Origin of the sequence: Bacillus mycoides (assembly GCF_001757995.1) — a bacterium.
Classification (GTDB): Bacteria; Bacillota; Bacilli; order Bacillales; family Bacillaceae_G; genus Bacillus_A; species Bacillus_A mycoides_B.
The window spans coordinates 35,044-61,561 of record NZ_LXLV01000058.1; the positions used below are offsets into that span (position 1 = coordinate 35,044).

Consider the following 26,518-nt stretch of genomic DNA (forward strand, 5'->3'; position numbering starts at 1 on the left):
TAATTACGACACTTTTCTGTATTTTCTGAATTATTTCTTTGGAAATAATTCAGAAAATACTAGGAGAAAATCTACTAAAATTCCTTCTTACGATATATAAATACCGAAATAAAAAAAGAAAAGATATATATGATAACGCCAAATATTGTATATAGAATTGAAACGTATACAGATGAATTTAAATTTGATATTGGAAATTGTTCTATTAGATAGCCAATTACACTTTGTAATCCAAAATAAGTAACAAGTCCCCCGCATGCGCCTCCAATTGTAATAGCATCAGATTTTTCTGCTCCAAAAACATAGAGGAGTGGATAGGCTATTGCTCCGGCATTCAGAATGATGAAAGTCCCTAAAGAAACACTCTTAAATATACCATCATCAATTGGTGTATCTGAAACTAAACCATATACATAAAATATGCCATAAGATAATAAGGTACCAATAATTACAACTAAAAAATAGAAAAAGTAGTGACTTTGCACAATATTACTTCTAGTAACTGGTAAAGTAAGTACATATTTTTCATAACCCGACTTACTCTCATATTTAATAACTTCAAGTGCAGGAATCGCAGCAAATAAGATAATGAACGTAGCAATTAAACGGTACATTGAAGCATCACCAAAATAAAAAACGAATCCCGCTCCCAATATCGCTATTCCCATGAACGTAAAAAAAGTTCGATACACTAGGTAATAGTTTGTCAATAATAAACCTCTCATTTATTTTTCACTCCTCGTTAATAAGACACTCATTTCTTCTATCGAGATGGTTCTATGAGCAATCCCACTTGGTAATTTATGTACATCTGATACGAGTACATTGAAATAAGAACCATGGTTCCTCTTTGCCACAACTATATCTTTGTTGATTAAAGTTAGTTGTTCCACGTCAACATCTACAATGGCGTAACTGTCCAAAACCTTATCTTTTTCTTCATTCAATAAAATTTCTCCATCTTTTATAATGATAAGGTGGCTAGCTATTTTTTCTACATCACTCATAATATGAGAAGAAAGTAATATACCACCATTACTTTTACTCACAAAACTTTTTAATTCCTCTAAAACGCCCTCCCTAGATGAGGGATCAAGACCTCCCGTCGCTTCATCTAGGATTAATAATTTTGCATTATGCGACAGCGCAATAGCTATAGAGAGTTTCATTGACATCCCACGTGAGAATCCACCTACTTTTTCATTGGTAGGTAAAGAGAAAGAATTAACTAATCGATAAAAATTTTCCCTATCCCAAGATTCAAACATCTTTTCAAAAACCTTATTTAGTTGTTTTATTGTAAGATGAGCTGGTAGATTCATTGCTTCAAATACGACTCCTATCTTTTCCTTAATCTTGGCATATTTACTTATATTTTCTTCACCAAATATTTTTACTGTACCGCTATCTTTAGAAATTAATTCTAGTACTGTTTTAAAGGTTGTTGATTTTCCAGCCCCATTATCACCAATGAATCCAACAATTGATCCAGGCGGCACATTGAAGGAAACATCTCTTAAAACAACTTTGTTTCCAAATGATTTACTTAAATTTTCAATTTCTAGAAGATTTGACATCATTACACTCCTATCTTAACTTTTAATAAAAATATGTTTTCTCCTATTAAAAATTATCCACTTTTTCTCTCACTTTCTTTTTTAGTTTGAAAATAATACGATTACTATATTCTTTATTTTCTACTAAAATCCGATACGTCTCTAACACTCCTAAAACACGAACAAAAAGATAAAACCCGATAGCAATAAGTACAACACAATAAGGATAATACTGCACGAGCTCTCCTGAAGTAATTCGTTTTTTCTCAAATAAAAATGGTATCGCTCCTGCTGCTATGAAACAAAATCCAACGATCACTACTGCAGCATACTTCTTTTTAATAGTCGCATATCTTTTTGTCAATTCTTTTAAAAAGTTTGGATCAAATAGTAATTCTTCTTTTTTTAATACATTGTATCGACTCTCTTCTATCGTTACAGGTACCATCATCGCTCCAATTCCAAGGACAGCAATAATAATTACAAGGAATGTAGACATTGTTATATCTTCTTTAAATAATAAATACGGTATTGTAGATAAAATAAGCAAACTAAACCCTAACGCGATATATTTAGAAATTTTTTGCCCATATACGATATACCCTTCTGCCATTTCTTTACTTACATAATATCCATGCTCCTTTTCATTACTTTGCTCAGCAGTTTCTTTTAATAAATAATCAAGCGATACTTCAAATACATTTCCAATCATTATTAGCTTTTCAGTTTCAGGAAAACCTTGACCGTTTTCCCATTTACTAACCGCTTGCCTTGTCGTGTTTAATTTCTCAGCTAACGCTTCTTGAGAAAGGCCTTTTTCCTTTCTTAATTTAAATAACTTTTCACCAAATCCCATATGTGTGTCCCCCTTTGTTTTCTTAACTAAATTGTATGTAAACATTGCTCTTATCTCTATCTTCCTGCGGTTGCACTTTGTCAACTTACGGTTGCGATTATGTTATATAGCCGTTTTGTATACGATTCAGCTGTTTTTCTTCTATGATTATGGCGTTAATAAAATAATTACTTTTAATGACCAATTATAACAATTAAAGGTAATTATTGTTATATAAATAAAAACTCCTTTATTCATTTAAAGGAGTTTTTAATATGAAATATTTCAAGAGGAGCTACTTTTTCTTCCTCATACCCGCTCACAATTTTTTCTATATATTTTTGTGTGTCATGTAACGATTGATGAGCATCCCATACAGTATACGTTGACATCTCTTTATCTACGGCATACTCATATATATGTAAAATATCACTCATATCAATTTTTCTTAAGATAAGACGTTCTGTATACAACGTTGGATACGACCACTTCTCAACAATCATAACGGCTTTTGTTTAAACTTTTCATAATTTCGTACTTTTAATGAGAGAATATGGCCACAATCCGTACAAATATAAGCATCTACTGGCGATGATGTGAACATCGTTTCCTTTTTCCGTATTTGTGCATATCCGACAAACTCACCTTCTCCTATGTTTTGAGAACCACAATTAGGGCATGTCTGCACGCCTTTCTGTTTCATGAGAGCACCACCTTTAATCTGTTTCCACTCCCTTCGACAGTTCACTTCCATTTCCCTTCCAAAAAACCTCTTATTCTCTTACATTTCAACAGGAATCCTATTAGAAAAATCGTATATATACTACGAATATATTTTTTTATGGAGGAATTTTATGAGTATTATTATGACACTCGATACAGTAAGTGAAATTGAAAACGCAGAAATAGATATGCTATCTTCTAGGTTAAAGACATTACAAGCGATAGCTGGAAATCCAATGCAAGTACAAATGAAAAAGTTCAAGAGTGCCACTGCCTTTTCATCAAAAGTAATTGCTGGTCCTGCTTTTAATACGGTAAAAGGCATTACATTTACAAATACAGATGAGTTAGATGCAATCATCTCTTATTATCAATCACTACAAATCCCTTGTCGTTTTGAAATTACACCGGCTCAAGGCACAACAGAACTATTTCAATACTTATCTCAAAAAGGGTTTTACCAATCTAGCTTCCATACCGCTTTATATAGTATACCGGGACAAGATTTTCCGCTTCCCCCTTCTAACATTTCAGTACGCAAACTGAAAGAAAATGAATTTCATACTTTTGCAGATATTTATGTTCAAGGATTTAATATGCCTTCATTTACAAAAGATGGCGTTCGTCAAAATAATGAAATTCTTTACAATCAACCAGGGTGGCATTTTTTCATAGCCGAAGTTCAAAACACTCCAGCTAGTATAGGGGTACTCTATATAAATAAAGGTGTCGCCTCACTAGCTGCTTCTGCTACTTTGCCAAAATTCCAACGTAAAGGTTGTCATACCGCATTAATTCAAAAACGAATTGAGACCGCTGTTGAATCCAATTGCAATTTAATAGTTGGACAATCTCGATTTGGTAGCGGCAGTCAAAATAATATGGAACGTGCCCATATGAAAATCGCTTATACAAAATCAATATGGACTGCGAAAGACATATAATTAACTTTCTTTTTCTTCCCATTACGAATGTATACATTTTATGACAATTATCTTTCTATCCTGTTACTCATTTGAATATTCAAACTAGATTTGTTACGCTATTATTAGATACATCATTCAACTTGCAATATGAAAAGAGAATTCTAATCAAACTACAAGGAGGAGAAATGTATGACTAAACATGATTATGGTTTAAAAGAAAAAGTAGAAGGTGCCATTGATAAGGTAAAAGGCGAAGTAAAAGAAGTTGTTGGGAAAGTAACTGACAATAAAAAATTACAAGCCGAAGGAAAATGGGATAAAGTAAAAGGTAATGCAAAAGATACTGTCGGTAATATAAAAGAGAAAATACATGAATATAAAGAACATAAAGAAAACAAATAAAAAAGAGCCATCTGGCTCTTTTTTATTTACCCTCATTCTTCTCTAACACATATAAATCTTCTTCAATATTTGATAACTTTTCAGTTACAAGTTTTCTTGCATCTCCAATTGCTTGATTGTATGCAAATGGTCCTACTAATTTAATCATTTCTTCTATTAAACGTTCTGCTTGAAAACGTCCAATCTCATCTAAATCTTCTTCAACGAAAAATTGCTGAATTTGTGCTACAAGCTCTTCTTTTTTATCAGTCGGTATTTTTATGTTCATCATCATGAGTTACTCCTCTATATTTAAGATAATACTTTTCTTAACTCTACCATAGAAAAGCGATTTCCTGGACAAGTTTTTGTAACCCCTTCTAACTCCCTATGGCCGAGTATATTCCTTTTCTCTATGGCAAACTGCTTCATAAACATTTTACATAAAGAATATAATGAATTCATTTGTGCAGTAGTTGGATCATATTTATCAAAATTTCCCGTCATACATATTCCAATTGTATTACTATTATTATCTTTCGCATGTGCTCCAATATGTAAACCTCGCCCTTCGAATACAGTTCCATCTTCTTCAATAAAATAATTGTAACCAATCCCGCTCCATCCTCTTACCTTTTGATGAAATTCGTGAGTTTTATACACATCCCATCCATCTTCTGACGTATGGTGGATAATCAGTTTATTTACTTTTTCTAAAGGAACTAACTCATTTTGAAATGTTAAATTTGCACATTTAATTTCCATATGAACATCCTCCTCTTACAAATCGATCATAATAACTGTTTTATCATCTGGTCTTATTCTATTTTCTCCTTCTAGCCTTTCAATGATTGCTACATATTCTTTTATACTATTCTTTCTTATATATGCTACAGTTTGTTCTAACGACCACTCTGGGTGGAACAATCCGTCCGAACAAATAAAGATTCCACTTACGTCAGCTACATGTAATTCCCCATGTTGTAAATAAGTCATTGCTTCTTTCATCCCATTTGCAACTGAATAGCCATTTGGCATATTTGCAAGATAGCGATTGTATTTTAACTGCTCCCGAACATCTTGAAAAACGTGTTCTTCCGGGACTGGTAATCCTTCTTTACGATCCTTTTCTCTCTTCTTTTTTGCACGTTTACTAATTCCCTTAACTGTATCTTTCGTTAATACTCTGATCGCTCCATTTTGAAGTATTGCAACGATCATACAATCACCGAACTGTGCATATTCAAGTTTCTCGCCTTCTATTTGAACTGCTGCAATACATGTACACCATAGATGGTCTTTTTTTCTCGTATCAACCTTGTACTCTAGCATCTTGTTTTGCAATAATTCATTCGCCTTTGCAACTTCACCTTGTAAACTATTAATCTCCCGTAACGAAGTAAAATGACTTGCAAATAAATGCGAAGCGATGTATGCTCCATTATGTCCTTCTTCGTCACAAAATGGAACAAGTGGCGTTGCACCATCACATACACCGTACATCATGTTATGTTCATTACAAAAAAATGAATCCTCACATTCTTGTTTTAAAGGACTTTTCTGTTGATATGTTGTTATCTTCATATCTGTATCCCCTTTCAAATCATCAAATACTAAAATACTCAAATTGTTTAGATTAATCTAATTTTCCGAAATAAACTGTTTTTACCTAAAACTTTCAATTTCATATATAATCTTGAAATAATATGATTTTTTAGTGAAGGACGGGAAAAAGATGGTCAGATTTCTTGGTGTTATTTTTGGTTCTATTATTATTGCAATAGCCTTTAATCTTTTCCTTATCCCCCATAAAATTTTAAGTAGTGGAATTGGCGGAATTGCTATTATTTTAGGAATTGCAACCCCTGTAAACACAGGCATTATTAACTTTGTATTGAACTTACCTATCCTTATTTTAGGATACATAGGTCTTGGAAAAAAAGTAATTTTTAACACCGTTGTCTCTGTAATTGTATTATCTGTTGCACTATATTATATTCCTGTAAAAGTCGTAGCAACAGACCCACTTTTATCTTCTGTATTTGGTGGTGTTATCGCGGGAGCTGGTATTGGTCTTGTCTTTAACTGCCATGGTTCAACTGGTGGATTTGATATTATCGGTATGTTGTTATCTCGTAAGCGAGATATTAAACTTGGTGGATTCCTTATTGCATTAAATACTGTTGTTGTTGTCATTGCAGGATTTTTCTTCACTTGGGATGTAGCACTTACAAGCTTACTTTCAATTTATGTAACTGGTAAAGTAATTGATGCCGTTCATACAAAACATCGTAAAGTTACACTTATGATTGTAACAAATCAAGCGGAAGAAATGAAAAAAAAGCTTCTTTCAACTGTAGTACGCGGAATTACGTTACTTGATGGTGAAGGTGCTTATTCAAACGAAAAAAAACGTGTACTTATGACAGTCGTTTCTCGTGAAGAGTTAGCAAGTATGAAACTAACGATTTCCGAAATTGATCCTCATGCATTCGTTAATATTACGGAGACTGTTGAAGTATTAGGATTGTTTAGAAAAGTGTAAAAAACTAGGTGGACCTCCACCTAGTTTTTATTTTCCATGAATTCAATTCGATTTCCAAACGGATCTGACACGTAAAATCTAATCACATCTGGTCGTGCATTATCATCTATCACTTTAATACCTTGTTGTATTAATTTTTGTTTAAATTCGTCAATTTTAATAACATAAAAAGCTGGATGCGCCTTTTTAGCTGGATTAAAATTTTGCTCAACTCCGATATGAATCTCTTGATTTCCACACTTAAACCAACACCCACCACGCTTCTTTAATTCCTCTGGCTTTGGGATTTCCTCCATACCAATTTTATTACCATAAAATTCTCGCGCTTCTTCTTCACATCCTACGGGCGCAGCTACTTGTACATGATCAATTCCTTGAATATAATTTTTCATATTCCTTCCCCCTCTTCTATTCTAATGTTATAACGAAAACGCATCTCTGTAACTTACAGAAAATCAATAAAACAATATAAGCTTCTCTTATTACTTATTTTATATCCCTTACCAAAATGAAGAAAATAAATTTTATTCGGTAATTTCCATTTTTTATAGAAATACACATCACACCTATATTATAGTTATTAATAGATCCATCTTTTTTAGATGCCAGTTGTACGGAGGAAATATTATGAGTCGTAAAAAATATTCATCTACTCAAAAAAAGCGTCACCCAAACGTATCGGGACGCCTGCGAAACCATATACAAAATCGTTCTTTAGCAGAAATGTATGCATCTCTTTTTGAACATAACCCTGATAGTATTATTTCATTGAATTTAGAAGGAGTTATTTTACATATTAACCCCTCTGCTGAAAGAATATTAGGTTATACTTCTAACGAATTAGAGCGAAAAACAATCACTTCTATTTTAGAAGCACATATTTCTGATCAAGTACTACAATACATAAAAAATACTGCAGCTGATAATCAAAAAGAGTATATCGTCTCTATTTATCATAAAGACGGATATTTACTAGATGCCGTAACAAAGTTAGTTCCTATTTTTGTTGAAAATCGTTTAACAGGTGTATACGCCATTATGAAACCCCTTGAAAAATCAGAAAGAATTGAGAAAGTATTACAAGAGAGTGAGAAACGATTACGCACATTAATGAATTCAATGCCTGCATTTGTTATTTTTAAGGATCATGAAGGACGCTGGCTTGAAGCAAATGATTATGCGCTTTCTTGTTTCAATTTCCATAACGTACCTTATCATGGAAAAAGAGACAATGAACTCATTCAATATAACGAAGCGTACCGCGAATCTTTTTTGCATTGTGAAGAAGTCGATGAACTAACATGGCAAAAAGGACAAATTCTTCACGGAGAGGAATTTATTATACATAGAGATGATTTCGACCTAGTTTTAAGTATTTCAAAAGTCCCACTTTTCCATCCTGATGGCTCACGCAAAGGTCTTATAGTGATGGGAAGGGACGTTACCGAACTAAAAGAAACTGAAAAGTTATTACGAAAATCCGAAAAGCTTGCAGTAGTAGGACAACTGACAGCTGGAATTGCACATGAAATTAGAAACCCACTCACTTCATTAAAAGGATTTTTAACATTATTACATCCAGAAATAAATGAGGAAAATAAATGGTATGTGGACGTTATGTTGAGTGAGATTTCACAAATGGAATCTATAACAAGCCAATTTATGGCGATGTCTAAACCACAAGTGTTATCTATTCATACATGCAACGTACAAACATTAATTGAAGAAGTTGTAACTTTTATTTTACCAACAGCAATTATGCATAGCGTTCATATCATCATGGACCATTTCGATTATATTTCTGACATTCAATGTGACAGTAATCAATTAAAACAAGTTTTTATTAACATAGTAAAAAATGCGATTGAGGCGATGCCTGATGGTGGTAACATATTCATTCAAACAACTTCGTTAGAAAATGATTTTGTTTCAATACGCATTATCGATGAAGGTTGCGGGATTCCTGAAGAGCGCATGGCTCGTCTTGGCGAACCTTTTTATAGCTTGAAAGAAAAAGGAACTGGTCTGGGCTTAATGATGTGCTATAAAATCATTCAAGAGCATCACGGAAAATTATTCATTTCAAGTGAATTAAACATAGGAACAACTGTCGATATCCAATTACCAATTGCTACATCTCAGCCTGTAACAAACTCGTAACTATACATCTACAAGATATTATAAGTAGTTCAGTTATTGTGGAAAACATCTACACTAATACGCTAAAAAGCTCAAAGTCCCTATATGACTCTGAGCTTTATTTTTGTATAAAACGCATTTCATTACATCCACTCTCTTCCATGTTCACGAATGAATTTAATATCGGTTTCATAATGTTCAAGGTGTCCTTCATCTATCATTTTTTTGAAATTCATATCGCCTTCTTTAGCTTTTCTTTTCATATATTTACATAGCCCTTCTAATCGTAGCAATACCATCTCCAGATAATCTTCTTCCATACCCCCACCGTAAGATTCAAAAAACAATTTAACTCTTTGCTTTATACGTTCCGCATGCTGTAATGAATTATAATAAACTGCCTCACCTGTTTCCGTATAATAAACTCTACTTAATGGGACACAAGTGTAAAGAGTATAGGCTATGTCCCAAAGTCTTGGTCCAGGACCAGCAACATCAAAATCAATAATACCTACTGGTTTTTCGTTATTAAAAATAATGTTATATATTGCAAAATCATTGTGGCATACAACCTCTATTTTATTTGGAGTATTATCCATTGGTTTCCAATCATCTGATAAAGGAAAATCACTCACAGCATCATGATAAAGACGGAGTATCTTCGCTATTTCTTTTAAAACATCATTAGACCACATGTACTCTTTTAAAGGATAATTACCAGCTTTCCCTTCAATAAATGATAATATCTCTCTATCTTTATCATCAATACCTAAAAACTTTGGTGCATAACTAAAACCTTTGTTTTCCAAATGATTTAATAGCTTATGAATTTTGGTACTGCCTTGCTTTAATTCTCGTCGAACAGTATCTTCCGAACGATATACGTTTGAGACATTCCCTCCCGTTAGCATTTCTTCATTTTCGTAATTTGACATCTAATAGTTCCCCCTCATTATTAGAAAAATCTACACACTTAAAACAAATTTCCAATTATTCTATACTCCTGCTCATTAACAAAACAGGAACCCCTTTGCTTTTCTTTATATTTTAACATAACTTTCCTATTCTCTTTTAATTCCTTAAATTTCAACAAAAAAATCGAGTATACAATCTTTGTGATTGTATACTCGATTTAGTCTACTATTTATGCATGTGAAAACATTTTTTCATACCATTCTGTTGCCTTCTCTACTTCATTCATCGTTAATTGATGTCCTCTATTTTCCCAATGCATTGTTACATTAGCGTTTGCATTTTCTAATAGCATCTTTAATTCCTCTGACTCAGAAGGTGAACAAATTGGATCATTTGTTCCAGCAGCAATAAACACTGCTTTCTCTACTAAATTAGGAAGTTTTATCCCTCTTCTTGGGACCATTGGATGATGAAGAATGGCACCTTTTAATGCATTTTCATAATGGAATAATAAACTCGCTGCAATATTTGCTCCATTTGAATACCCAGCAGCTACGATATTATCTCTATCAAATTCATACGTTTTTGCTGCTTCATTTAAAAATTCATTTAATTCCTTCGTACGGAAAATAAGATCCTCTTCATCAAAAATACCTTCTGCTAATCGGCGGAAGAAACGAGGCATCCCATTTTCTAATACATTTCCACGAACACTTAATACAGAAGCTTTTGGATCAATTCTTTCTGCAAGCGGTAATAAATCTAATTCATTTCCTCCTGTGCCATGAAGCAATAACAATACTGGTTTTGATGTATCTTTTCCTTTTTGAAAAACATGTTTCATCATATTCCTTTTCCCCTTTCAATCACTTTAGTCTAGATTTCTCACTTCAAATGGTAAGAGTGTCTGTTCAATTTGTTTTCTATGTTGTTCATATCGCTCTGGCAACTTTAATTCCTCACCCATCGTCTCTAACGATTCGTCATGAGCAAAACCAGGAGGATCTGTTGCAATTTCAAATAAGATTTCGCCGTGTTCTCTAAAATAAATTGCGTTAAAATAATTTCGGTCTTGTACAGGAGTTACACCATATCCAAAGCGAGACACATGCTCTTTCCAGTCTAATTGATCAGTATCATCGCTAGCTCTCCATGCAATATGATGAACCGTTCCAACACCCATTTGCCCACGTCCGATAGAATGTATCTTTAAATCAATTACATTTCCAATTTCAGCTGAAGAACGGAACCGCATAAACTCGCCCTCTTCTCCAACCTTTTCAAGTCCCATTACATGTTCTAACAATTCGGCAGTTTTTTGAGGTTGTGCCGATAAAAGAACTGCCCCACCAAATCCTTTAATAGCTACTTCTGACGTAACTTCTCCAAAGCTCCAAGTATTTAACTCGCCTTCTTCTCTTGCAACTAGCTCTAAATGCAAACCATGTGGATCATCAAATTCCAAATACTTTTCTCCAAAGCGAGTCATTTTTGTATACGAAATATTGAACTTCTCCAATCTCTTTTCCCAAAATCCCATAGCACCTTTAGGTACAACGTAAGAAGTTATCCCTACTTGACCATCTCCAATAACACCTTGCTGAGCACCTGCCCATGGGAAAAATGTAATAATAGTTCCTGGTGTTCCTCCGTCATTCCCAAAGTAAAGATGATACGTACCTGGATCATCAAAATTCACTGTTTGTTTTACTAAACGCAATCCTAACACACCTGCATAAAAATCTACATTTTCTTGTGGGTGACCTACGATTGCTGTAATATGGTGAATCCCCATCGTCTTCTTTTCCATTTTCTCCACGCCCTTTTTTATTGCATTATAAAAAACGTTTATTCGCTAAAATTCATTATTCATTTTGTCCATATGATAAAGTTCAATCCGCAATAGTACTTCATCTCAATTTCGAGGTGTTTCTCCAAAAACTAACACATTTCATCTCGCTTAGAAATTATCTCGAATTCGAGATAATTTACAGAAAAACTACAATTTTTATGATTATATTTAAAATATTGATTTTATGATTTTGACTATCCATCAAAAATATCTTGAATTCGAGATTTATTATAGTCTAATTAATTTTTATTGTCAATGCGTATATCGTTTCATTTTTTCATCAAAAACAATATTCTGATAACTCATCTTCATCAAATAATTTGTTTAAAAAAGAGCAACAGACAAGCGGGAACATTCATGTAATAAATTTCTACTTTTCCCATAATTAAAAAAGCCATACAAATGTATGACTTTTCACTCACATTTTTTGTTCAGCTACATATTTACTTCCCAATTACGGAAGGAAACAATTCTGAAAGTGGAACTACTCTCCCCATCTCATCTTTAAACACAATATGCTCTCTCGTTAAATAGCGTGGGCTCCTTACTCCCGCTGCCGCCGCTAATGAAAACAAACTATATCTCATACTAATAATATAGTTCATTACTCGCCATTTCTTCTCATACGGATCTAACGCTTTTTGGTAGTGCGGATTCGTAGTTGCAACCCCAGATGGACATTGTCCTGAATTACATTGAAGCGCCATAATACAACCACTTGCCATCATAAATCCGCGTGCTGAATTTACAGCATCTGCACCAATAGCTAAAGCAATCGCCACTTTATCTGGTGTGATTAACTTCCCGGAGGCAAACACCTTTAGTTTATCCCTGACACCAAAATGATTTGCCGTATCAATAAATGTAAGTAATGCCGGTATAAGAGGAAGCCCCATACTATCTGCCATCGATTTATACGTTGCACCTGATCCACCTTCTGAACCGTCGATTGTAATAAAATCTGGATAGATGTTTAATTCTTTCATTGCTTTTAATAAATCTTCCAAAGGCTTCTGTTGACCAATTACAATTTTCATGCCCACTGGTTTACCACCTTTTTCTTGTAAATCTTGAATAAAATATAAAGCCTCTGCGGCACTACTAATAAATGAAAAACGATTTGGTGAATTAATCGTTTCTCCTTCTCGTACTTTCCGAACGGAAGCGATTTTCTCATTTACCTTCTGTCCTTCTAAATGACCACCACGTATTTTTGCTCCTTGCCCAAATTTCAATTCAAACGCTTTAATATTACTTTCTTTCGCCTTCTCCATAAATTCCTTCATCGAAAAATTCCCGTCCTCGTCACGGTATCCGAATAATCCCGGACCAATTTGTGCAACGATATTCGCACCCGTATGTAAATGTTCTGGAATAACGCCCCCTTCCCCAGTATTAATCCACGAACCACCTGCCATTTTTGCACCAAACCCAGCTGATAAAATATAATTTTCTCCAATTGCACCGTAAGATGTCGCTGACGCTCCAAACATCCCATACAGTTTCCATGGATATTTACGATTTCCGCCGACTATAATTGCATCATCTTCTTCATACAACCAAAGGTTTGTTGTATCCGCTGTCAATTTTTCTCTTCTTGAAAATAACCCTTCTTTATGAATCATATACTTTTTCCCCTCACGTTCTTGCGTGAGATTCACACTTAATTCATCTGTTAATGTGGGGAATAATGTATTAGCAATATAATAGCCAGATTCCTCAAAATCCCGTTTTGATCCAAAACCAAGTATTTCAGAACGGTATTTTGCTAGAAACATAACACTTTGAAAATCGTAGCGCGAAAAGGGCTTTCCCTCAGTATCATGATCAAACCAATATTGCCGAAATTCCGGGCCTATTTTTTCGAGTAAATAGCGCATTCTACCTAAGTATGGATGCAGTTTTAATATAGAATGATGCGTCCGTTTTTTAATAAAAAATGTAATGATAAAAAAGACAATTAAAAGTAACATCAAAAAGAGCAATATACTAATAATAACGAGTAGCGCTTCACTCATTCCGCTTCCCCCTATATATGAAATTCCATAATAAAAAGAGAACACTCGATGTGTTCTCTTTTTATCCTTATTCACACTAACGTAGCAAGATGCTCTTTCGCGTCATATTCAACTAAACTTTCAGCATTTTTAATTCGATGAACAAAATCTGGGTTAGCGATTAATGGTCTTCCGAACGCCGCTACATCAATTGTTCCTTCTTGAAATGCTTCTTCTGCCTCTTTCGGGTTCAAATTACCCACCCCAACAATAGTACCATCCCAATATTTTCTTACTAATTGATGAAAATTCTTTCCGTCAGCAATAACTTGCGTATAATTCATCGTTGAAGGGTGAATCATTGTTAATCCAACTTCTCTAAACATATTTACAAACGTTTCAATCGCAAGTTCTGGATTTCCCCACATATAAGCAGGATTATCACCTTTAAATGCAGAGAAGCGAAGAAGTGTTTTATCAGCTCCAACTGCCTCTATTACAGCCTCGGTTACTTCTTTCATAAATGTTAACCTTTGCTTTAAGTCCCCGCCATATTTATCTGTGCGCTTATTCGCAAACTCATAAGTGAATTGATCAATTAAATATCCGTGTGCACCGTGAATTTCTACTCCATCAAATCCAGCTTCGATTGCGTTCTTTGCAGCTTGTGCATATTGACCGATAACTTCTTTTATTTCTTCTATTGTCATTGCTTCTGGTGTATCAAACGGTTTACGAAAACGCGGAACATTACCCTCCGCAGCAATAGCAGACGGCGCTTGCGGCATTTGACCACCAATTATTTCGTGATGACTCATACGTCCAACATGCCATATTTGAGCAATAATCGTTCCGCCTTCTTTATGTACTGCCTCTGTAACAGGTTTCCAAGAATCAATTTGCGCTTGTGTATAAATACCTGGTACTCCCGGATTCCCTTTTGCTCTCGGGCTAATGACAATTCCTTCTGTAATAATTAATCCAATCCCATCAGCAGCACGTTTTTGGTAATACTCTACTACATCAGTACCAACTACCCCAGTCTCATTATTTGCAAAACATCTCGTCATCGGTGCCATCGCTATGCGATTACGAAGAGACCAAGATCCAATTTGAATCGGATCAAACACCTTTGTTTCATCAATGTTTTCAAAAGATCCCCAAGCGTTTATATTTGTTCCTGCATAAATATTTGCTGCTTTATTGTTTGAACTTGTCATTTTTCTTCCCCCTTATAAAAAACTTACTATAATCGCATCATACTTACTTTTAAATAGTAACGTCAATTTATACGCCTTTACCATTAAATATTCACATATTAAACAAACAGAATAATAAAAACAAAAATTAAAAAGGTTTCCTAATTAGGAAACCTTTTTTAGTTGACCATATAAGGCTAACAATTCGTTTATCTCTTTTACATAAAGAAAATAAACAATTATTATCTCCTCACATATGGAAAATCTCTTAACAATAGAAATGAGAATGGCTCAGTATTCTTCTAAAAATAAAAACTTATATATACCTAAAACAATGAAAGCCCTACCTCTCTTTCATCCTTACGGCTCCTTGTCCGTGCCAGTGTGAATCAGGATTGCAAAAATCAAGTAACTATTTTATCGAAGTATTTACTTAAACTTCGAACATTCGTAAAAGAAATTAAAAAATAAAAATGGATTAAATTGTAGTAATAATAAAAGAGGTTAATGCTTTAAAAGTGGTTTGAAAGAGTTGAATGTCTTTGAAATGATTGATTTTCTATAATTATATTCCCAAAAAATTCAAGATCTTTTTTGGGATGTAATATATTATTTGTAATGAACCTTAACAAAAGCTTTTTATTTGATTTTCTGTGATACCTTCAATTAATCCCAGTTCACTAATCAAAAATTCATGTGCGTTATCTAACATTTTCTTTTCGCTTGCATTAAGTGCTTTTTCTTTCTGCATACGTAATAAATCACGTACAACTTCAGCACCTTCTTGTATTTTACCCGTTTTTATTTTATCTGTATTCAATTTATACCTTTGTTTCCACGTCAGTAATCTGTCTGATTCCCCGTGCTGAAAAATATCTATTATGTTTGTTAATGCCTTTATATCCGTAACTGGTCGTATATTTGAACTCAATATTTTTCCCATAGGAATCATTACTTCCATATTACTAGCCGACATTTTTATGACATAATACTGTTGTTTTTCTCCTGAGATTTCCTTTTCTTCTATGGCTTTAATTATACCTGCTCCGTGCATTGGATAAACGATGTTATCGCCAATTTGAAACAAATAATCCACCTCCATATATGGTAACCTTCTCAATCTTAACACACATTTATTTTTTTAGCAAAATTTTTATAATATCACAAAATTATTTTCCATGTCAATTTATTTACACATAAAAATTCAATCTGTACAGAAACACTAAAAAACCCGCATTTTTGTTACCTTTTCACACCCATTTCCTCCAATTTTATATACCTTGTAAAACAAAAAAATACATCACTACATATAAGTAGCGATGTATTTTTATATAATGTGAAACATGAAAGACAAAAACGGTTACTTCAAAACTTCACACACACGATTCTTCGCTTATATACTAACCTGTTTACTAATCGTTTCTCGCGCTAAAAGAAAGCTCATAATCACTTGCGCAGCTACTCTACTCGTCATATCCCTAAAATCAAGAGTTGGATCAATTTCTACTATATCCATCCCTTGAACGAGTGGCTCTTTACCAAGGAATTCAATTGCATCAAGTAAAGTTGTACTATCCATTCCACCAGGGCCAATTGCTGGACAGCCTGGCGCAAACGCTTGGTCTAGTACGTCCATATCAAGAGAAATATAAATAGAAGTCACACCTTGTTTTCTTAATACTTCAATACTTTCTGAAATAAGATCTTTTATTTCTCGCTCTCTTACATCTTTCATTGTATACACTGTCACGCCATGCTCTTTTGCATATTCATGGTACGCTCGTGCATTTGAAAAATTACGAATCCCAATTTGAACGAGTTGTTTTCCTTTAATTACATCATTTTCTAGCAAACTGCGGAACGGTGTACCATTTGATGGACCACCATCATCTAAATTACGTAAATCATGATGGGCATCAAATTGAATAATACCGACCTTCCCTTTACTATTTGCAAAACCAGTTATACTCGGAAAACTAATCGAGTGGTCACCACCAAGAACGATTGGTATCATTTTCGGATTTACTTTCGTCAAGTGACCAACTGTTTTCGCAATTCGGTTATGACTCTCTTTTATATCTGTCACATGCATCGTAATATCACCGCAATCATGAAGAATACTTTCTTTCATATCGTGTTCTTCTGTAATTGCGTACGTGCTATATGCATCTAACATTGAACGAATTGTTTTTGGTGCAAAACATGCTCCTGAATGACTAATAGATGGTTTAGAAAGGGGTGCTCCAATTAAGGCAGCACCGAATATTTCCTCCCCTTCCTCCCAATCTTTAATCATTTCGCTCCATTTAGTTACTTCACGATCGATAAACTTTGCATTTTTCTTTAAATAGTGGCCGTGCTCCACGATTGTTCACCTCTTGTATATGCAATATTACCATTCTTCCATACTGTATTTACATGACTTACGCCGTAATGGTACGGTACGTAAGCGTAATTATAAGCATCCCATAAAACTAAATCCGCCTTAAGACCAACTCTAATTTTCCCAGCTACATCGCCTCGATTAATGGCATAAGATGAGTTAACCGTTACGGCATTCCAGACTTCTTCTGGTGTCATTTTCAGTTTCAGCATCGCAATGCTCATAATAAGCTGAATGTTTTCAGTTGGACAGCTACCTGGGTTAAAGTCTGTAGCTAAAGCAACCGCAACACCTTCATCGATCATTTTGCGACCGCGGGCGAAACTTTCTTTATTTAAATAGAAGGTTGTTCCTGGTAATAAAGTTGCTACTGTATTAGAGTTTGCAAGCATTTCAATTCCTTTATCAGAAGCGCCAACTAAATGGTCCGCTGATGCTGCACCAATTTCAGCTGCTGCTTCCGCACCACCAAGGGGGTCGATTTCATCTGCATGAATTTTCACATCAAAGCCAAGCTCTTTCGCTTTTAATAAAAATTCTTTTGATTCTTCTACAGAGAACACACCTGTTTCACAGAAAATATCAACGAACTCAGCTAATTGCTTCTCTTTCATTTCTGGTAATAAATCTAACATCCATTGTAAAAATTCTTTCGATCTTCCTTTATACTCTTTCGGAACTGCATGAGCACCTAAAAATGTTGAAACTAAATCAATTGGATGCTCTTTTTGTAATTGTGCAGTTGCCTCTAATTGTTTCCATTCCGTCTCATCATCTAATCCGTAACCACTCTTCGCTTCTACGGTTGTTACACCGAAAGATAGCATACGGTCTAAATGAAATTTAGCTTTTTGAACAAGTTCTTCTTTCGATGCTTGTTTCGTTGCATTTACAGTCGAAAGAATACCTCCGCCTTGTTCTAAAATTTCTAGGTACGGAACTCCTTGTAATTTCAGCGCGATTTCATTTTCACGAGATCCACCAAACACAAGATGAGTATGCGGATCAACAAGACCAGGAGAAACCATTTTCCCGCCGCAATCAATAACCTCTTTCGCTTGTAATCCTTTTGCTTCTTCCGCTGTTCCAACGAAAGTAATCACGCCATTTTCGATTCCAACAGCACCGTTTTCAATAACAGGAAGCGTGTTCATCGCTTCCCGTCTTAACAAGCCATCTTCTTGATCCATTGTTAGTAATTGACCGATATTTATTAGTAAAGTGTCCAGCATGTTTCTTCCTCCTTATTTCATCATTGGAATGTTAACGCCTTTTTCTTTCGCAGTTTGAACCGCTAATTCATAGCCTGCATCAACGTGACGAACAACACCCATACCAGGGTCAGAAGTTAATACACGTTCAATACGTTTTGCCGCTGCTTCTGTTCCATCAGCAACGATAACCATTCCAGCGTGAAGTGAATAACCCATACCAACGCCACCACCGTGGTGAACAGACACCCAGCTTGCACCGTTTACACTGTTAATTAATGCATTTAAAATTGGCCAGTCTGCTACTGCATCACTACCGTCTTTCATAGATTCTGTTTCACGGTTTGGAGATGCTACTGATCCGCAATCTAAATGGTCACGGCCGATAACGATCGGTGCTGATAATTCGCCATTAGCCACCATTTCATTAATAATGCGGCCAAATTTTGCACGCTCACCATAACCAAGCCAACAAATACGTGATGGAAGACCTTGGAACTCAACTTGCTGGCGTGCCATACGAATCCAATTACATAAATGTTCATTATCCGCGAACTCACGCAAAATAACTTCGTCTGTTTTATAAATATCTTCTGGATCACCAGAAAGAGCTACCCAGCGGAACGGTCCTTTTCCTTCACAGAATAACGGACGAATGAATGCTGGAACGAATCCTGGGAAATCGAAAGCATTTTTCAAACCTTCATCGAAAGCAACTTGACGAATGTTATTTCCGTAATCAAATGTAATCGCACCTTTTTCTTGCATTGCAAGCATTGCTTCCACATGTTTTGTCATGCTTTCTTTCGATAATTGTACGTAACGTTCTGGATCTTCTTCACGAAGTTTCGCTGCTTCTTCTACTGTGTAACCTACTGGAATATAACCGTTTAATGGATCATGTGCAGAAGTTTGATCCGTAACTAAGTCAGGGATAATATTACGGTTTACTAACTCAGGTAAAATTTCTGCTGCATTACCTAATAATCCAATTGAAATAGGCTCTTTCTTCTCTTTATACTCGTTTGCAATAGCCAATGCTTCTTCTAATGATTCTGTATACTTATCACAATATCTCTTTTCAATACGACGATCGATACTGCGCTTATCTACATCAATAGCAATTACAACACCGCCATTCATTGTTACAGCAAGAGGTTGTGCACCACCCATACCACCTAAACCAGCAGTAAGTGTTAATGTACCTTTTAATGAACCATCGAAATGTTGACGTGCCGCTTCACCAAATGTTTCATATGTTCCTTGTAAAATCCCTTGTGTTCCAATGTAAATCCAGCTACCCGCTGTCATTTGTCCGTACATCATAAGTCCTTTTTTCTCTAGTTCACGGAAGTGATCCCAGTTCGCCCATTTCGGTACTAAGTTTGAGTTCGCCAAAAGAACGCGAGGCGCATCTTCATGTGATTTAAAAATTGCAACCGGTTTTCCTGATTGAACAAGTAACGTTTCATCACTTTCTAACGTTTTTAATGAATCAACAATTGCATGGTAGCTTTCCCAGTTACGAGCTGCACGACCAATTCCGCCGTATACAACTAATTCTTCTGGTTTTTCAGCTACTTCAGGGTCTAAATTGTTCATTAACATTCGAAGTGCAGCTTCTTGAACCCATCCTTTCGTTTGTAACTCAGTACCTCTTGCCGCACGAATTGTTTGGTGTACTTTTTCCATTTCAATCTCTCCCTTTTCTCGTTTTATAGTGCTGCATTTACATCCAATCTTTCCTTTATTGAATAGTTCGTTTTTAACCAATGCGCGATATTTTCGATATCCGTTGAGAATATACGGTCATTTGTAATAGAAGGCACTTGCTGACGACCTTGATGATAGAAGACCTTCGTAACTGTACTCATGTTTTCAATCCCACGATATTCTGCTGCTTGCATCGCACAGATCATCTCAATTGCAAGAACGCGTCTTGCATTTTGAATAATTTGATGTGCGTGACGTGAAGCGATTGTTCCCATACTTACATGATCTTCTTGGTTAGCTGACGATGGAATTGAATCTACACTCGCCGGATGTGCTAACGTTTTATTTTCAGAAACGAGTGAAGCCGCTGCATACTGCATAATCATTGCACCTGACTGAAGTCCTGGCTCTGGACTTAAAAATGGTGGTAAGTCATTTAATTGCGGATTTACAAGGCGCTCAATACGACGCTCTGAAATATTTGCAAGTTCCGCCATTCCTACCTTTAAGAAGTCCATCGCAAATGCAATCGGTTGACCGTGGAAATTACCACCAGAAATTACTTTTTCCCCACCATCAAAAATAAGTGGATTATCTGTTGCTGCATTCATCTCAATTTCTAATTTTTCTTTCACATAATTTAAAACTTGCCAAGAAGCACCGTGCACTTGCGGGATACAGCGAAGTGAATATGCATCTTGTACCCGAAGTTCCCCTTGCTTTGTAATAAGTTTACTATCATGAAGGATGTCACGAACTCTGCTTGCTACTTCCACTTGCTCTTTATAACCACGCGCTTTATGAACATTTTCATCAAATGCATCAATAATGCCGCGCAATCCCTCAATTGTCATAGAAGCAATTAATTCAGATTGATAAGCCGTTGCTTCAGCTTCTATATAAGAAAGAACTCCTTGCGCTGTCATCGCCTGTGTACCATTGATTAACGCAAGACCTTCTTTTGCTTCAAGTTCAATAGGTTCAATTCCTTCTTCTGTAAGAGCAACCATCGCATGAACTCGTTTTCCTTTGTAGAACACTTCACCTTCACCTAATAAAACGAGAGCAAGATGAGATAAAGGTGCTAAATCACCACTCGCTCCTAGTGACCCTTGTTGCGGAACGACTGGATGAATTTTACGATTTACAAACTCAAGAAGCATATTTACAACAAGTGGTCTAACACCCGATACTCCTTTTAACATCGTATTAGCTCGTAAAATTAACATACCGCGTGATACTTCTTCCGGGAATGGATCGCCTATTCCGCACGCATGTGACTGAATTAAATTGTGCTGAAGTGCCTTTACATCATCTTTTTGAATAAGCACATCACTAAACTTTCCAAATCCAGTTGTAATACCATAAACGACTTTTCCGTCCTCTACGATTTTCTCAACTACTTCGCGGCACTCTGCTACCTTTTGCATACTAGTTGGGCAAGCTGTTACACCTTCACCTTCAAGTAACAACCTCTTCATTTCTTCAACTGTCAATGTATGTCCTGTTAACGTAATCATTCTTTTTCCTCCTTATAAAGGCAAAAGGGGACCTTATCTTTTTAAGACAGACTTCTGTCCTAAAAAATAAGGCCCCCTTCTAACTAATAGACTATGGGCAAATCATATGTGATTAATTCCTAAACCAATCGCCTCATGCTCAGATCCTTTTACAGGTGCACCAATCGTTCCATAAAGTGCAACAGCAACCCATTCGCCTTCTTTTTTTCCGTCGTATGGTGTACCGCGCACAATCGCAAAGCGAAGTCCTACTGTACGAAGAACGTCTGCTAACTGAATTTGACCTCTCGTCACTCCGTACAAAGCTTCCATAATTGCATGATAAAGTGCATGTGTTTCTCTGTAAACATCTGTTTCAATAACTCGGTTGCTCTTAGCCGCCGTTTCCATTGCTGCTACTACTTTTTGCGAATTCATAGAACCAACTTTCCCAGTACAATATTTCCAACCTTTCGGAATAGATAATACGGGACTTTCATTCTCATCCGCAAGTGCCAACAGCATGGCCATACGACCAATTCGATGTGTTCCTTGAAGAAGCATGTGACTCTCTCATTTCTTTTGAATTATTTGAATATTACTTAATTTAAGAATATATGAAAACGGTTAAATCGTCAATAGTTTAAAATATTATTCAAGCAATTTTTTATCCCCCTCATACTTGTGTACACAATTTATTTACAGGTTTTTTTCAGACGTGCTATAGTCTCACTAACAGATGCAAAGGGGCGAGATTTCAGTGGCGAAGCGAAAAGATATTCATTTTCGAATTGAAGAAAAATTACTTGCAAGGTTTGAATCGGCACTCCATTACGAAGGTTTAAATAAAACAGACGTATTAACACATGCAATTCAGCAATTTTGCATAAAGGTGGAATGTGAAAAAATGAATGATGTAAAACGCCAATACAACGTAAGTAACCATTTACAAACACGTATCGATACGCATAAACATTTCGAAGAGAAACACGTGAATGTAGATGAAGTCGTCATTGAACATTTACAACTCCAAGGGGAAGAAAAAATATTAGAGGTCGGGTGCGCTAATGGAAAATTCCTTTCCCTTTTGCAAAACAATGGTCATAAAGGCCAGTTAACCGGCTTTGATCAATCGAAAACCATGCTTTCTGAAGCCGCTATAACGAATAATATGATTGAATGGAAACTCGGTGACGCTAGTAAACTTCCTTTCGAAGCTAATTGTTATGACCTGATAATCGCAAGGCATATGTTATACCACGTGAAAGATATCGAAAAAACTATTCAAGGATTCCATAAGATAATTCGTCCTGGCGGTGCCCTTTTAGCTACAACAAATTCTAAAGTTTCATTACCTCGTATAGATGAAATGTGTAACAAAATGTTAGTCGCATTTGATTTGCCAAAAACATCACCGTCAGCAGCTCCATTTTGTTTAGAAAATGGTAAAGATCTATTACACTCTGTTTTTTCAACTGTTGAAGAAACAATTATTCATAATGCACTTGTTTTTCATCGCGCCACTCCAATCGTAAACTATATTTCTAGCATGTTTCCGTCTTTGAATATACCTGATAATATGTCCCTGCACATTGAAATGAAGGACTGGCTGAAAAAAGAAATAGAAAATGAATTAACAATTCATGATGGTATATGGAGCGATCCGAAAACGTTAGTGATTTATCAATGTAAAAAGAAAAAAAGCTAGCATTTGCTAGCTTTTTTTCCGGTAAAAGATTCTCCATCATTATATTGCCCTTTCCACTATAAAAATTTATATTATGTTCATTCGCTACTCCAAAATAAGAGGCAATCGCTATTCCAAATGGCACAAATGCATGTCCTTGTGCCGTAATAATATTTGAGTGTTGTACAACTTCTGTATACACAAAATTTTCTACTGAGAAACAATCTAATTTTTGATAATCTATAGTCGCTGTATAAGAAATTTCTTTTAATAAACCTGCTCTTGCTAACGCATACGGTCCAGCACAAATCGCTGCCACTAATTTTTCTTGCTCAGAAAATTGACGAATAACTGAAAAAAGCAGTTCTGCCTCTTTCATATGTATTTCATCTCCGCCCGGAATGATAATCCCCTCATACTCTTCCACACGCACTTCACCTAATTCTATATGCGGCTGTACTTGCATGCCCGTTTCACTTATAATCAATTCTTTTGTTAAACCCGCTGTAATGATTTCATATTTCTTTTTCAGCAATGCTGTCGCTACCGTGATTTCAAACTCTGCAAATGTCGGGTATACGAATAATAATATTTTTTTCATAGCCCTCTCTCCTTTAACCACCCTATAAAATATGCCTCTAATTCGTCTACTGATAATCTATCCGTGTCCACATAAGTTACAGGAAATTTTTTATACCATTCCTTTTCAATTTCTACTAATTTAAACTGTTCCTCAAATGTACTTCGATCTCTTGCCCTATCATTATTTTTTCTATCATATAAAATCCCTTTCGAAACTTCTAAATAAAAAATTGCATCCGAACGGCATTCTCTTAACTTATGCAATTCATCTTTTAATTCTGTTTCTATATCCCACTCTTCCCCTATTAATTTCGGATAAAAAACTGTATAGAATTCAATGTCTTCTGGCCCACGATCAAAAATTACGACCGAACCCTTTGCATTTTGAAACTCTTTTATTCTTGCTTCAATGAACATTTTTTGATTTGCAATAAACCCTTCTTTTGTGTAAATATCTAAGTTTAATTCTTTTCGTTTTTCTACAATTGGGTAAGGATTTTCGTATATAATGGGTAGCCCTTTCCGTTCTAACCTTTTTGCCAATGTTGTTTTTCCACTTGCCATTGGTCCTTGGAGTGAAACTACGTATGCCATCTCTCTCATTCCCTTGTACTGTGATACATAGATAATAAACAGAATTTTGAAAACTATCAACAAAATATATATCATCTTGTTTCTTATTCTTATCTAACTTATAATAAAAAATAGAGATTATGACGGACGCATCAATAATGTAAGCTTGGAAATCCAAGCTTACATTATTTTTTGCTTTCCCTTTTCTTATAAAAAGAGTATACTAGATTAGAACGTATGTTCTTAATAATTACATACAGTAAGGAGATAGAACAATGGTATACGACACAAAAGCAATTTCTTGGAATGAATCTTTAAAACAACTTCAACGCCGCTATACAAACAAACAAGTTGACCGAAAAGAATTTGAAGATATTGAACTGATGGAATTCTTCCGCGATAACGACTACATTCCTTTACCTACACATATAAGCGGCCTATCAACAACACGTTTTACTTCTTACTCTATTTTCACAACTGAAGATAAAGATCGTAAAGTTGGCACACTCATCATTGAATATGTAGAAAATGACAATGATATTTTATGTGTTGAACAACTATACTTCGTTTAAATCACAGCGCTTGGTCAAAATGATCAAGCGTTCTTGCTTTCTATTAATCTCACTGTTTATAATATAAATAAAAGAAAACTGCTTTCGTTAAGGGGGAATACGATTGCTAGAAGGATGGTTTAGTTGGTTTATTGTCGTTTGGACTGTTGTATTATTAGGACTTATGTCTATTGGTGGATATTTTATGTTCAGAAAATTCCTAAAACGGATACCTAAAGAAGACGGTATGTCCATTTTAGATTGGGAAGAACACTACATAAATAAAACGAGACATTTATGGGATGACGAACAAAAACAATTGTTAGAAGAACTCGTAAGTCCTGTACCTGAACTATTTCGTGACGTTGCCAAATCAAAAATTGCTGGTAAAATTGGTGAACTTGCACTTCAAGAGAATGCATCGAGAATTACACAAGATTTAATTATAAAAGGATATATCGTTGCCACACCGAAGCGTGACCATAAATTTTTAGTTAAAAAACTGCAAGAAAAAGAGATTGATTATTCTAACTATAAATCTTTACTTGCAAAGTAATCTTCATTTTTTTCCCTATTTTCAACAAGTTAAAATCAATGGTAAACGTTTTATACGTCGTGGCTGGGACAGAGGATGTTAACAATATAAAATAAAAAAGACAGCGTCAAAAAACGCTGTCTTTTTTATTTTATACATATACAGTTTTCACGTTAGCTTCATATCTTTTTCGTTATAAAAGCCATCTTCTTTTTCCATTTCCTTCTGTAATTTCGTAAAGGAACGGTACATTGCAATTCTCCATGAAACAATCATCGCGAACGCAAGTAAGAAGAACATGCCGCTAAGTTGTCCTAAATCAAGAGATTGACTTAAGTATGTTTTAAACACGATACGCACTACAAGTAATCCAATTAAAATAAATACAAATGCTTTTGAACGCTTCAAATAAATCTCTTGTCCGCGTATTTCAAATTTAGATGTTTTAATAAGAAAAATAGAAAAAAATAAACCGACACCAATCGCTTCTAACATTTCTGCTGGAGTTAATCGAAATTCTGGAAAAACATACATCAGTGCTCCTGTGCTCATAAAAAATGGTGGGAGTATAATTTTTTTCAATGTTGCAGGTTTCTTAGCTGCTTTTAAACGAATAAACATCGCACCGACAGCCATACCAACAGCAACGATACTTGATAAAAGAACTATGTTCATATTTTCTCATCCTTTTTTTGTGGCTATACGCAAAATATAAT

Annotated in this window: 28 protein-coding genes and 2 pseudogenes; 7 read left to right on the plus strand and 23 right to left on the minus strand. The window is 35.1% G+C overall.

Annotated elements, in window-relative coordinates; genetic code table 11:
* Positions 1-74: 74 nt before the first annotated feature.
* From BWGOE10_RS17890 to BWGOE10_RS17910, 5 genes and pseudogenes are all read right to left on the minus strand, one after another.
* Positions 75-725: an ABC-2 transporter permease gene (locus tag BWGOE10_RS17890; RefSeq protein ID WP_070144383.1), complete on the minus strand. Its 651-nt coding sequence runs from the start codon at positions 723-725 to the stop codon at positions 75-77.
* Positions 726-1,577, minus strand: coding sequence for an ABC transporter ATP-binding protein (locus tag BWGOE10_RS17895; protein ID WP_070144384.1), 852 nt, complete (start codon positions 1,575-1,577; stop codon positions 726-728).
* A gap of 46 nt (positions 1,578-1,623) precedes the next feature.
* The gene (locus BWGOE10_RS17900; RefSeq protein ID WP_070144385.1) at positions 1,624-2,412 is read right to left on the minus strand and encodes a helix-turn-helix domain-containing protein; all 789 of its coding nucleotides are present in this window, start codon (positions 2,410-2,412) and stop codon (positions 1,624-1,626) included.
* A 260-nt stretch (positions 2,413-2,672) separates the two neighbouring features.
* Positions 2,673-2,894 (minus strand): annotated as a pseudogene (locus BWGOE10_RS17905) (GNAT family N-acetyltransferase); the annotation flags it as partial.
* Positions 2,891-3,094, minus strand: coding sequence for a hypothetical protein (locus BWGOE10_RS17910; RefSeq protein WP_070144386.1), 204 nt, complete (start codon positions 3,092-3,094; stop codon positions 2,891-2,893). The pseudogene BWGOE10_RS17905 and the gene BWGOE10_RS17910, both read right to left, overlap by 4 nt.
* A 151-nt stretch (positions 3,095-3,245) precedes the next feature.
* Between BWGOE10_RS17910 and BWGOE10_RS17915 the strand changes: the two genes are divergently transcribed.
* Together BWGOE10_RS17915 and BWGOE10_RS17920 are read left to right on the plus strand one after the other, a co-directional pair.
* Positions 3,246-4,058 (plus strand): GNAT family N-acetyltransferase, encoded by an 813-nt coding sequence (locus BWGOE10_RS17915; protein WP_070144387.1) that lies wholly within the window; start codon positions 3,246-3,248, stop codon positions 4,056-4,058.
* 171 nt (positions 4,059-4,229) lie between these two features.
* Positions 4,230-4,442 carry a CsbD family protein gene (locus BWGOE10_RS17920; RefSeq protein ID WP_070144388.1) on the plus strand — a complete coding sequence of 71 codons (213 nt, stop codon included), beginning with the start codon at positions 4,230-4,232 and terminating at the stop codon, positions 4,440-4,442.
* A 22-nt stretch (positions 4,443-4,464) separates the two neighbouring features.
* Here the strand turns inward: BWGOE10_RS17920 and BWGOE10_RS17925 are convergent, their stop codons facing one another.
* The 3 genes from BWGOE10_RS17925 to BWGOE10_RS17935 are packed head-to-tail and all read right to left on the minus strand — an operon-like array spanning position 4,465 to position 6,005.
* Entirely contained in the window at positions 4,465-4,716 is a 252-nt protein-coding gene (locus BWGOE10_RS17925) for a DUF2164 domain-containing protein (RefSeq protein ID WP_002111161.1), read from the minus strand.
* A 17-nt stretch (positions 4,717-4,733) separates the two neighbouring features.
* Positions 4,734-5,186 carry a peptidoglycan recognition family protein gene (locus BWGOE10_RS17930; protein WP_070144389.1) on the minus strand — a complete coding sequence of 151 codons (453 nt, stop codon included), beginning with the start codon at positions 5,184-5,186 and terminating at the stop codon, positions 4,734-4,736.
* 15 nt (positions 5,187-5,201) lie between these two features.
* A complete protein-coding gene (locus BWGOE10_RS17935) occupies positions 5,202-6,005 on the minus strand; it encodes a protein phosphatase 2C domain-containing protein (protein ID WP_070144390.1) in 804 nt (267 codons plus the stop codon).
* A 151-nt stretch (positions 6,006-6,156) separates the two neighbouring features.
* On the opposite strand from BWGOE10_RS17935, the gene BWGOE10_RS17940 reads away from it, so the two are divergent.
* Positions 6,157-6,966, plus strand: coding sequence for a YitT family protein (locus BWGOE10_RS17940; protein WP_070144391.1), 810 nt, complete (start codon positions 6,157-6,159; stop codon positions 6,964-6,966).
* Positions 6,967-6,986: 20 nt separating this feature from the next.
* Here the strand turns inward: BWGOE10_RS17940 and BWGOE10_RS17945 are convergent, their stop codons facing one another.
* Complete coding sequence (locus tag BWGOE10_RS17945) at positions 6,987-7,358, minus strand: VOC family protein (protein WP_070144392.1); 372 nt, start codon at positions 7,356-7,358, stop codon at positions 6,987-6,989.
* A gap of 235 nt (positions 7,359-7,593) precedes the next feature.
* On the opposite strand from BWGOE10_RS17945, the gene BWGOE10_RS17950 reads away from it, so the two are divergent.
* A complete protein-coding gene (locus tag BWGOE10_RS17950; protein WP_070144393.1) occupies positions 7,594-9,126 on the plus strand; it encodes a BA3702 family sensor histidine kinase in 1,533 nt (510 codons plus the stop codon).
* 122 nt (positions 9,127-9,248) lie between these two features.
* On the opposite strand, the gene BWGOE10_RS17955 is transcribed toward BWGOE10_RS17950, so the two are convergent.
* From BWGOE10_RS17955 to hutP, 11 genes are all read right to left on the minus strand, one after another.
* The gene (locus tag BWGOE10_RS17955) at positions 9,249-10,040 is read right to left on the minus strand and encodes a phosphotransferase (RefSeq protein ID WP_070144394.1); all 792 of its coding nucleotides are present in this window, start codon (positions 10,038-10,040) and stop codon (positions 9,249-9,251) included.
* A gap of 209 nt (positions 10,041-10,249) precedes the next feature.
* Positions 10,250-10,864 carry an alpha/beta hydrolase gene (locus BWGOE10_RS17960; protein ID WP_070144428.1) on the minus strand — a complete coding sequence of 205 codons (615 nt, stop codon included), beginning with the start codon at positions 10,862-10,864 and terminating at the stop codon, positions 10,250-10,252.
* 27 nt (positions 10,865-10,891) lie between these two features.
* Positions 10,892-11,830 carry a ring-cleaving dioxygenase gene (locus BWGOE10_RS17965; RefSeq protein WP_070144395.1) on the minus strand — a complete coding sequence of 313 codons (939 nt, stop codon included), beginning with the start codon at positions 11,828-11,830 and terminating at the stop codon, positions 10,892-10,894.
* Positions 11,831-12,315: 485 nt separating this feature from the next.
* Complete coding sequence (locus BWGOE10_RS17970) at positions 12,316-13,890, minus strand: FMN-binding glutamate synthase family protein (RefSeq protein ID WP_070144396.1); 1,575 nt, start codon at positions 13,888-13,890, stop codon at positions 12,316-12,318.
* 71 nt (positions 13,891-13,961) lie between these two features.
* Positions 13,962-15,089, minus strand: a complete 1,128-nt coding sequence (locus BWGOE10_RS17975) for an alkene reductase (protein ID WP_070144397.1) — start codon at positions 15,087-15,089, stop codon at positions 13,962-13,964.
* A gap of 604 nt (positions 15,090-15,693) precedes the next feature.
* Positions 15,694-16,155 (minus strand): CarD family transcriptional regulator, encoded by a 462-nt coding sequence (locus BWGOE10_RS17980; protein ID WP_171903127.1) that lies wholly within the window; start codon positions 16,153-16,155, stop codon positions 15,694-15,696.
* 306 nt (positions 16,156-16,461) lie between these two features.
* The gene (gene hutG / locus BWGOE10_RS17985) at positions 16,462-17,433 is read right to left on the minus strand and encodes a formimidoylglutamase (protein ID WP_070144398.1); all 972 of its coding nucleotides are present in this window, start codon (positions 17,431-17,433) and stop codon (positions 16,462-16,464) included.
* Positions 17,412-18,683 carry an imidazolonepropionase gene (gene hutI, locus BWGOE10_RS17990; RefSeq protein ID WP_070144399.1) on the minus strand — a complete coding sequence of 424 codons (1,272 nt, stop codon included), beginning with the start codon at positions 18,681-18,683 and terminating at the stop codon, positions 17,412-17,414. The genes hutG and hutI overlap by 22 nt, the downstream gene beginning before the upstream one ends.
* A gap of 12 nt (positions 18,684-18,695) precedes the next feature.
* On the minus strand, positions 18,696-20,354 hold the full coding sequence (gene hutU, locus BWGOE10_RS17995) for a urocanate hydratase (protein WP_070144400.1): 1,659 nt from the start codon (positions 20,352-20,354) through the stop codon (positions 18,696-18,698).
* Positions 20,355-20,377: 23 nt separating this feature from the next.
* Positions 20,378-21,895, minus strand: a complete 1,518-nt coding sequence (gene hutH, locus BWGOE10_RS18000; RefSeq protein WP_070144401.1) for a histidine ammonia-lyase — start codon at positions 21,893-21,895, stop codon at positions 20,378-20,380.
* Between the two features lie 102 nt (positions 21,896-21,997).
* Positions 21,998-22,438, minus strand: coding sequence for a hut operon transcriptional regulator HutP (hutP, locus tag BWGOE10_RS18005; RefSeq protein WP_000926519.1), 441 nt, complete (start codon positions 22,436-22,438; stop codon positions 21,998-22,000).
* A 196-nt stretch (positions 22,439-22,634) separates the two neighbouring features.
* Here hutP and BWGOE10_RS18010 point away from each other — a divergent pair, with 196 nt between their 5' ends.
* Positions 22,635-23,582, plus strand: a complete 948-nt coding sequence (locus BWGOE10_RS18010) for a class I SAM-dependent methyltransferase (RefSeq protein WP_070144402.1) — start codon at positions 22,635-22,637, stop codon at positions 23,580-23,582.
* Between the two features lie 16 nt (positions 23,583-23,598).
* Here the strand turns inward: BWGOE10_RS18010 and BWGOE10_RS18015 are convergent.
* Both BWGOE10_RS18015 and BWGOE10_RS18020 read right to left on the minus strand, forming a co-directional pair.
* A pseudogene (locus tag BWGOE10_RS18015) lies at positions 23,599-24,162 on the minus strand (DJ-1/PfpI family protein); the annotation flags it as partial.
* Complete coding sequence (locus tag BWGOE10_RS18020; RefSeq protein ID WP_081338179.1) at positions 24,159-24,746, minus strand: AAA family ATPase; 588 nt, start codon at positions 24,744-24,746, stop codon at positions 24,159-24,161. The pseudogene BWGOE10_RS18015 and the gene BWGOE10_RS18020, both read right to left, overlap by 4 nt.
* A gap of 245 nt (positions 24,747-24,991) precedes the next feature.
* Between BWGOE10_RS18020 and BWGOE10_RS18025 the strand changes: the two genes are divergently transcribed.
* Positions 24,992-25,288 carry a hypothetical protein gene (locus BWGOE10_RS18025; protein WP_044443662.1) on the plus strand — a complete coding sequence of 99 codons (297 nt, stop codon included), beginning with the start codon at positions 24,992-24,994 and terminating at the stop codon, positions 25,286-25,288.
* Positions 25,289-25,391: 103 nt separating this feature from the next.
* The gene (locus BWGOE10_RS18030) at positions 25,392-25,823 is read left to right on the plus strand and encodes a DUF2621 domain-containing protein (protein ID WP_070144404.1); all 432 of its coding nucleotides are present in this window, start codon (positions 25,392-25,394) and stop codon (positions 25,821-25,823) included.
* A 147-nt stretch (positions 25,824-25,970) separates the two neighbouring features.
* On the opposite strand, the gene BWGOE10_RS18035 is transcribed toward BWGOE10_RS18030, so the two are convergent.
* Positions 25,971-26,477: a CcdC family protein gene (locus BWGOE10_RS18035; RefSeq protein WP_070144405.1), complete on the minus strand. Its 507-nt coding sequence runs from the start codon at positions 26,475-26,477 to the stop codon at positions 25,971-25,973.
* Positions 26,478-26,518: the final 41 nt, after the last annotated feature.